Annotated in this window: 9 protein-coding genes; 5 read left to right on the forward strand and 4 right to left on the reverse strand. The window is 59.9% G+C overall.

The genetic code is table 11. The features are described 5' to 3' along the window. Positions 1 to 318 precede the first annotated feature (318 nt). The 4 genes from AC0YKC_RS33745 to AC0YKC_RS33760 all read left to right on the forward strand — a co-directional run bounded on the left by AC0YKC_RS33745 (position 319) and on the right by AC0YKC_RS33760 (position 3,137). On the forward strand, positions 319 to 648 hold the full coding sequence (locus tag AC0YKC_RS33745) for a hypothetical protein (protein ID WP_488514208.1): 330 nt from the start codon (positions 319 to 321) through the stop codon (positions 646 to 648). Between the two features lie 234 nt (positions 649 to 882). After that, positions 883 to 1,632: a DUF5677 domain-containing protein gene (locus tag AC0YKC_RS33750; RefSeq protein ID WP_488514209.1), complete on the forward strand. Its 750-nt coding sequence runs from the start codon at positions 883 to 885 to the stop codon at positions 1,630 to 1,632. 29 nt (positions 1,633 to 1,661) lie between these two features. Next, complete coding sequence (locus AC0YKC_RS33755) at positions 1,662 to 2,264, forward strand: poly-gamma-glutamate hydrolase family protein (protein ID WP_488514210.1); 603 nt, start codon at positions 1,662 to 1,664, stop codon at positions 2,262 to 2,264. Between the two features lie 18 nt (positions 2,265 to 2,282). Further along, on the forward strand, positions 2,283 to 3,137 hold the full coding sequence (locus tag AC0YKC_RS33760) for a hypothetical protein (protein WP_488514211.1): 855 nt from the start codon (positions 2,283 to 2,285) through the stop codon (positions 3,135 to 3,137). A gap of 114 nt (positions 3,138 to 3,251) precedes the next feature. Here AC0YKC_RS33760 and AC0YKC_RS33765 read toward each other — a convergent pair whose 3' ends face one another. From AC0YKC_RS33765 to AC0YKC_RS33775, 3 genes are all read right to left on the reverse strand, one after another. Next, positions 3,252 to 3,752, reverse strand: coding sequence for a DUF2285 domain-containing protein (locus AC0YKC_RS33765; protein WP_488514212.1), 501 nt, complete (start codon positions 3,750 to 3,752; stop codon positions 3,252 to 3,254). A 55-nt stretch (positions 3,753 to 3,807) separates the two neighbouring features. Then, complete coding sequence (locus AC0YKC_RS33770) at positions 3,808 to 4,002, reverse strand: transcriptional regulator domain-containing protein (RefSeq protein ID WP_488514213.1); 195 nt, start codon at positions 4,000 to 4,002, stop codon at positions 3,808 to 3,810. A 127-nt stretch (positions 4,003 to 4,129) separates the two neighbouring features. After that, complete coding sequence (locus tag AC0YKC_RS33775; RefSeq protein WP_488514214.1) at positions 4,130 to 4,813, reverse strand: hypothetical protein; 684 nt, start codon at positions 4,811 to 4,813, stop codon at positions 4,130 to 4,132. 47 nt (positions 4,814 to 4,860) lie between these two features. Between AC0YKC_RS33775 and AC0YKC_RS33780 the strand changes: the two genes are divergently transcribed. After that, a complete protein-coding gene (locus AC0YKC_RS33780; RefSeq protein WP_488514215.1) occupies positions 4,861 to 5,169 on the forward strand; it encodes a helix-turn-helix transcriptional regulator in 309 nt (102 codons plus the stop codon). Between the two features lie 76 nt (positions 5,170 to 5,245). Here the strand turns inward: AC0YKC_RS33780 and AC0YKC_RS33785 are convergent. Continuing rightward, positions 5,246 to 5,413: DUF736 domain-containing protein (locus AC0YKC_RS33785; protein WP_488513482.1), on the reverse strand; the 168-nt coding region annotated here is incomplete at its 5' end.

Genomic DNA, 5,413 nt, shown 5'->3' on the forward strand with positions numbered 1-5,413 from the left:
GCAGCAAAGCGGAGGATGGCGCAGGCGCGCGTTTCTTGGTTTCGCGAGGAATGGGCTTCGCCCAGGGGAAGAAACGCGCGACGCGCCATTGCGGCATAGGCGGTCGAGGCTTCAGCCGCCCTTCGGCCAGATCAGCCCGTTCGAGAGGTCGTTGGCGCGCTCGGCAAAATGATGAACGCACGCAATGGCGGGATCGAGTAACTGCGCGACGAAGCGTGTTGAGTCACCGAGAGGTCAGCTCACAGTTGCCGGGCAGGCATTGCATCAATTCCCGCCTCATCCGGCATCAGGCGCAGACCATGATCACGAATGCCCTGTTTGGGGCGGGAAGGCAAGGAAGGTGCGCTGGTTATTCGCCGCGCAGGCGGCACGACGCTGGCTCATGACTTGCTCGCCAATGTGCGCCATCCGCACGGGATCGGCGCGCATCTCATGGCCCGCCTGCTTGGCTTCGGCGTGTCGTCGCCGCAGGTCCCACGCGTCGGAAAGTGGATGTTCGTCAAGGACAAAGCGGCGATGGCGCAGGCGTTTCGCAACTGGGCCTCCGACCCCAGCCTCAAGCTGATCATCGTCAGCCATGGCGACGTCATCACCGACAATCCGCGGCGGGTGCTGCAACAGGTTGCCGACAGCCTTTCGCCGCGATGATCCAGCGTCTGCCTCAGATCACGCCAGGTTTCGAATGACCATAGTAGCAATGGTCCGTTTCAACTCTTCGGGAAAAGAGGGGCGAATCTGCTTGGCTTCCTCTACTGGCGCCGCTTCTGCGATCCAAAGAGCGCACTAGGGATAGAAGCCTTCAGCCGAAAACCGTGAACGGGTTCGGTGCGCGACAGCTTGCCTGGTGCCATGTCAGGCAGAGGATGTTATGCCTTCTCGCTCATGACCTACACATCTCCTACCCTGATCGAAGATTGGCTTTTGTGGATGCAGGACTTCCAGCGCGAGGCGCTGGCGCTAACCGGAGTCCTGGAGTTCGATCCTGGCGCGGTCAGCGACCCCGACCTGCTCTCGGTGAAATTCGCCCTGTACGCGCGCATCCTGACCTTCCTCGACACTGCCATACGTCACATCCAGAGCGACAAATTGCTCGATCTGCGGATCGTCGCTCGCAACGTCATCGAGTGCGGTATGCATATGGATGCAGCGAGCCGGTGGCCGGATTACCTGCGGAGACTGAAGGACGATGACAAAGCCAGCCGCCGATCGCTGGCAGCAGAGATACCGACCGATATCCTCGACGCCGAAACCCGCCGGCTGCGGCAGGACATGCTCAATGATAAATCAGCAAAACGGCTCCAGCCGACTGAGCTGGGCAAGGGTAGTGACTTTGCCCGCCTTGTGCTGATCTATCGTAGGATTTCTTCCGATACGGCCCATGTGACCGCCTCGGCTCTCAGCCGGCACTTGGTGGAAGATGGAAACGGCGTAGACCGGTTGACGATCGATCCAATGATTGAGGAGGGAGAGCTGTACGAGGCGTTTTCAGCGATCTCGCTGACGCTCTTGATATGCACCTGGCTTCTTCTGGACGCCGTTCCGAATTCCCGACGCAATGACGCAATGTTGGAATTGGCCGAACGCCATCGCACCTACTATCAAAGGGACATCCAGTTAAGCACCGAGGATTGAGAGAAGACGCAGCATATAGGTAGTGACCGATGGCCTATCGTTTTTCGACATACAAGGACCTTGCTGCTGTTTACCGGCTAGATACCGACTACTTTATCCGGTGTCATGCCGGCCAGCAGGACGCCGTCCTGGTAATGACGCCCCACGGGGGTAAGATTGAACAACCCGCTTCTATGATCGCCGAAGAGATCGCAGGTCACGATTTTTCCTTCTACGCTTTCGAAGGCAATCTGCCGGGAGGAAATCTGTTCGAGCTTCACATTCCCTCGGAGAAGTTTGATGAACCGCGGGCATTGCAGCTCACCGCGAAGGCAGGACTTGTCGTCGCTATCCACGGTCGCGAGGATTACGACGATACCGAGACCATCTGGATGGGCGGGCTCGATACCACGTCTCGGCAGACTATCGGCAATGGCCTCGCTCAGGCGGGTTTCAAGGTCGATGACGATCCACCCAAATTCCGTGGCCGCGATACGTCCAACATTTGCAATCGTGGCAAGAACGGAAGGGGGGTACAGCTCGAAATCCCTTCGACCCTGCGAAAGACCTTCATAGCGCAGCCTGAAGAGCGGCTGCGGTTGGTCGATGCCACGCGCGCCGCGATCGCCGCCCTTATCACTGCAGAGGGTTAATTCGGGTAGGAAGCTTAGGTGGGACAGGCGAAACAGAAGACCATAACGCATCGCACAATGCTCGAAACGGAAGAGCGCTGTATCTATTGCGCAACCGCTCCTTCCAGCATCGAACACATGCCGCCCGTTGTCATGTTCCTGAAGCGCCAGCGGCCGAAGGGCCTCGAGTTCGCGGCCTGCAAGGCATGCAACAACGGCACCAAGGGCGCCGACGCCGTGGCCGCTCTGTTTTCGCGGATCAGCCAGGCCGACCGGGATTCTTTCTGGGAGAGCAGCGACGGCTTGACGCTTCGCCATACCGTCGAACGGGACGCTCCAGGCGTGCGCGACGAGGTCTTCGATAAAAGCAAAGCCACGACGCGATGGTTGAGGAGCCGCAATGGCATCCTCACCCGTAAAACAGTTGTCCATGCCGACGGCCCGCTCGTGAAGGCGTACCTGGATGTGTTTGCCGCGAAACTCGGCATGGCGTTATATCGCGAGCATGTTGGCCAGCCCCTCGCGACGGAAGGCGGGGTCCAAACGATATGGTACTTGAATTCCGGACTTTCCGAAGAGATGGCGTTCGCCCATTTAAGCAGCCTGCCGCTTGACGGTACGCTCAAACAAGGCACCTTCACGGCACGCGACCAATTCGCTTATCGCTACAACTGCGACGATAAATCCATCTTCGCCGCCCTGGTCGGATTAAACAGGAATTTTCATATCTTCCTCATTGCCAGCTCAACGCCTGACAAGTTCATGCTGCCGCTGGAAAGTCCCAACATCACCGCTACGGCAAATTTCCTGCGCCCAGGCCAGCTGGTCGAACATCTGCAAAAGTACGCACCTCGGCCGCAATCGTTGACGGCCCTTAATGGCGATCGCCTGTGAAATTTCGGAGCAGCCGGTCTTTTGATCATCATTCCTGTGCGAGGTGGATTGGCCTGACCCCAGCTAGGCTATGCGGATGTCTCCGAAGCCAGCGGCGAATGAAGGAAGCGGTCGTCAAGATCCGCGCCGGCGTGCCCGCAGCAACTGACGATACTCGCGGTCGACCATCTTCAGGCCGTCCCGCACGAGGCGATACGTCTGGTAGCGAAAAGCCGAGTCGTGCCAGTCGGCGGCGCTGACCAGCCGACGGCCGAACAAGGCGGTCGCGACTTCAAAATGGGATGCCTGCTGCTCCCTGCCATCGAGACATCGCAGCATATGACCAAGGCGCCGGCGCTGGGCTGCGGTCAATCGCGCGTCGGGAAGGTGTTGCCTGTCGATCGAGCGGATGAACCGCTCGATCGCCTGGAGCCGGTCGTGCGCCATGTCGTCGAGCGGGATGATGGCGGCAAGGGGTATGCCTGGCTTTGCGTCGCCGAGAAGCGCCAGTTGCGTGCCGCCGGGCGAAGATCGCATGTGAAGGCCGACTTCGTCATGCCAGCCCGCGGCAAGCGGGATGTCGAAGGCGCTGCCCTGCCCCGCGCGCAACTCGGGGGGAGCCTCGACCAGGTTCACTACCCCGGGGTCGATCTGAGGCGCCCAATAGACGGTCTGCTCGACCGCGGACTGGTCAGGCCTGGCTGCGAAATTGCAAACCCCAGCGCTTGCGCAACGTGCGCATCGCCTTGGCTGAGTGGGAGGCCGCGAAGTCCTGCTGGTACTGTGAGTTGCGTCGCAGGAATTCCCAGGCAATCACATCGGCGGCGGCGCCTTTGACAAACGCATATGCCTGTGGGTCACGCCACTGCGATGTATCCGGCTTCATCCGCGTCCTCCCCTTCTCAAGGATTTGATAGGGGGACGCGGCGTCGAGCGAAATCCTTGGATTCCGTCATTGACGAATGGACGAGGAGAGTTCCCGGCGCCGAGCGATCTGGCAGGGATTGGGATGCCTACTGGCTTGCGCCTTGCAGTGTCTTGAATGTGTTCGTCCAGGCGCGATAGGCCTCATCATTGCCCTGGCTCCATGCGCTGAAGGCGCGCCAGGCAGCGAACGATGATGCAGGCTGCTCGAACAGCGAGCCGATCGACTGATCGCCGGCGGGCCAGCCGGGCGGCTGGTCGCTTATCGCTTCATGCGTGAGGCGCCGCAGATCGGCCAAGGCCGAGCGGATGTGCGGCAGCGGAAATTCGCAAAGGTCGGTGTTGTCAGCCGCCTCCCGAAGGATGACCGCGAGCTTGGCGACCACGCCCGCCAAGGATTGAGCAGGCGTCGCCGCAATCTCAGCCAGCAAGGCGTCGGCCTTTTCAGCGTCATCCTGTTCTTCCTTCAGGAAATCAGGGCAGCGGCAGTCGGCACCAGTCCCCTCCCCGCACTCAATGACTTCGCCGGTAGGCAAGCGCGAGCAGCGCTCCAAGACCTCCTCCTCCGCCTGCTGCTTCCGCAGAGAGGAGGCTAGCATCGCAACGTGCGCGTCAATCCAGGTAAGGGACAGAACAAGTGCTGGATCGGCCAACAGCGGGTCATCGACTGCATGGTCGGCCGAAGGCTTAGGATGTTCTTTGGTCAATGGAGATTGCGTCTCCCGTCCAAGCGTGACGGAAGACAAAGTCGTGGTATTGTCGGAATCAGCCATGATCCGAGCTCCACACAGCTTGGCGTTGGTCAGGTCGAAAAGGGTGTTTGCGCACCCTCTTCGACCGCAAGTTCGAGGCAGGGATAATATACAAATTGATTGAGGTCAATCAGAATATTGGCGAGAGGGCGGCGAATTTCAGCGCCGAACAATGCCGTGGTGCGCGTGCAATGTTGGGATGGAGCCAAGACGATTTGGCCCGGGCGGCAAACGTCGCAAGGCAGACAATCGCTGATTTCGAACGCGGCGCGCGGACTCCAATCGCAAACAATATATTAGCGATCGTGAATGCGCTTGAGAGAGCTGGCATCGAAGTACTGCCCAACAACGGAATTCTGTTGCGAAAGAGCAGGTGATCGCGGCTCCGCCGCTGAAGCCCGCTGTCAGATGCCGAAGCCCGTCCGACCGAAGTCGAACGGGCTGTCTTAACTGTTACTCGCCGTTGCGGCGATTGGGGCGGGACCAGATGAGGCTGTGTCCCTCGCCTTCCTCGTCGGCGAAGAGGTTGGCGTAGATCGGAGCGGTGAAGCTCGGATCGTCCAGCTTGAGGCCGAGATAGTCGCGGCCCTCGTTGGAGCGCTTCGACCAGGCGGCGCCGAT

It is taken from the genome of Mesorhizobium sp. CNPSo 4661 (assembly GCF_057784215.1).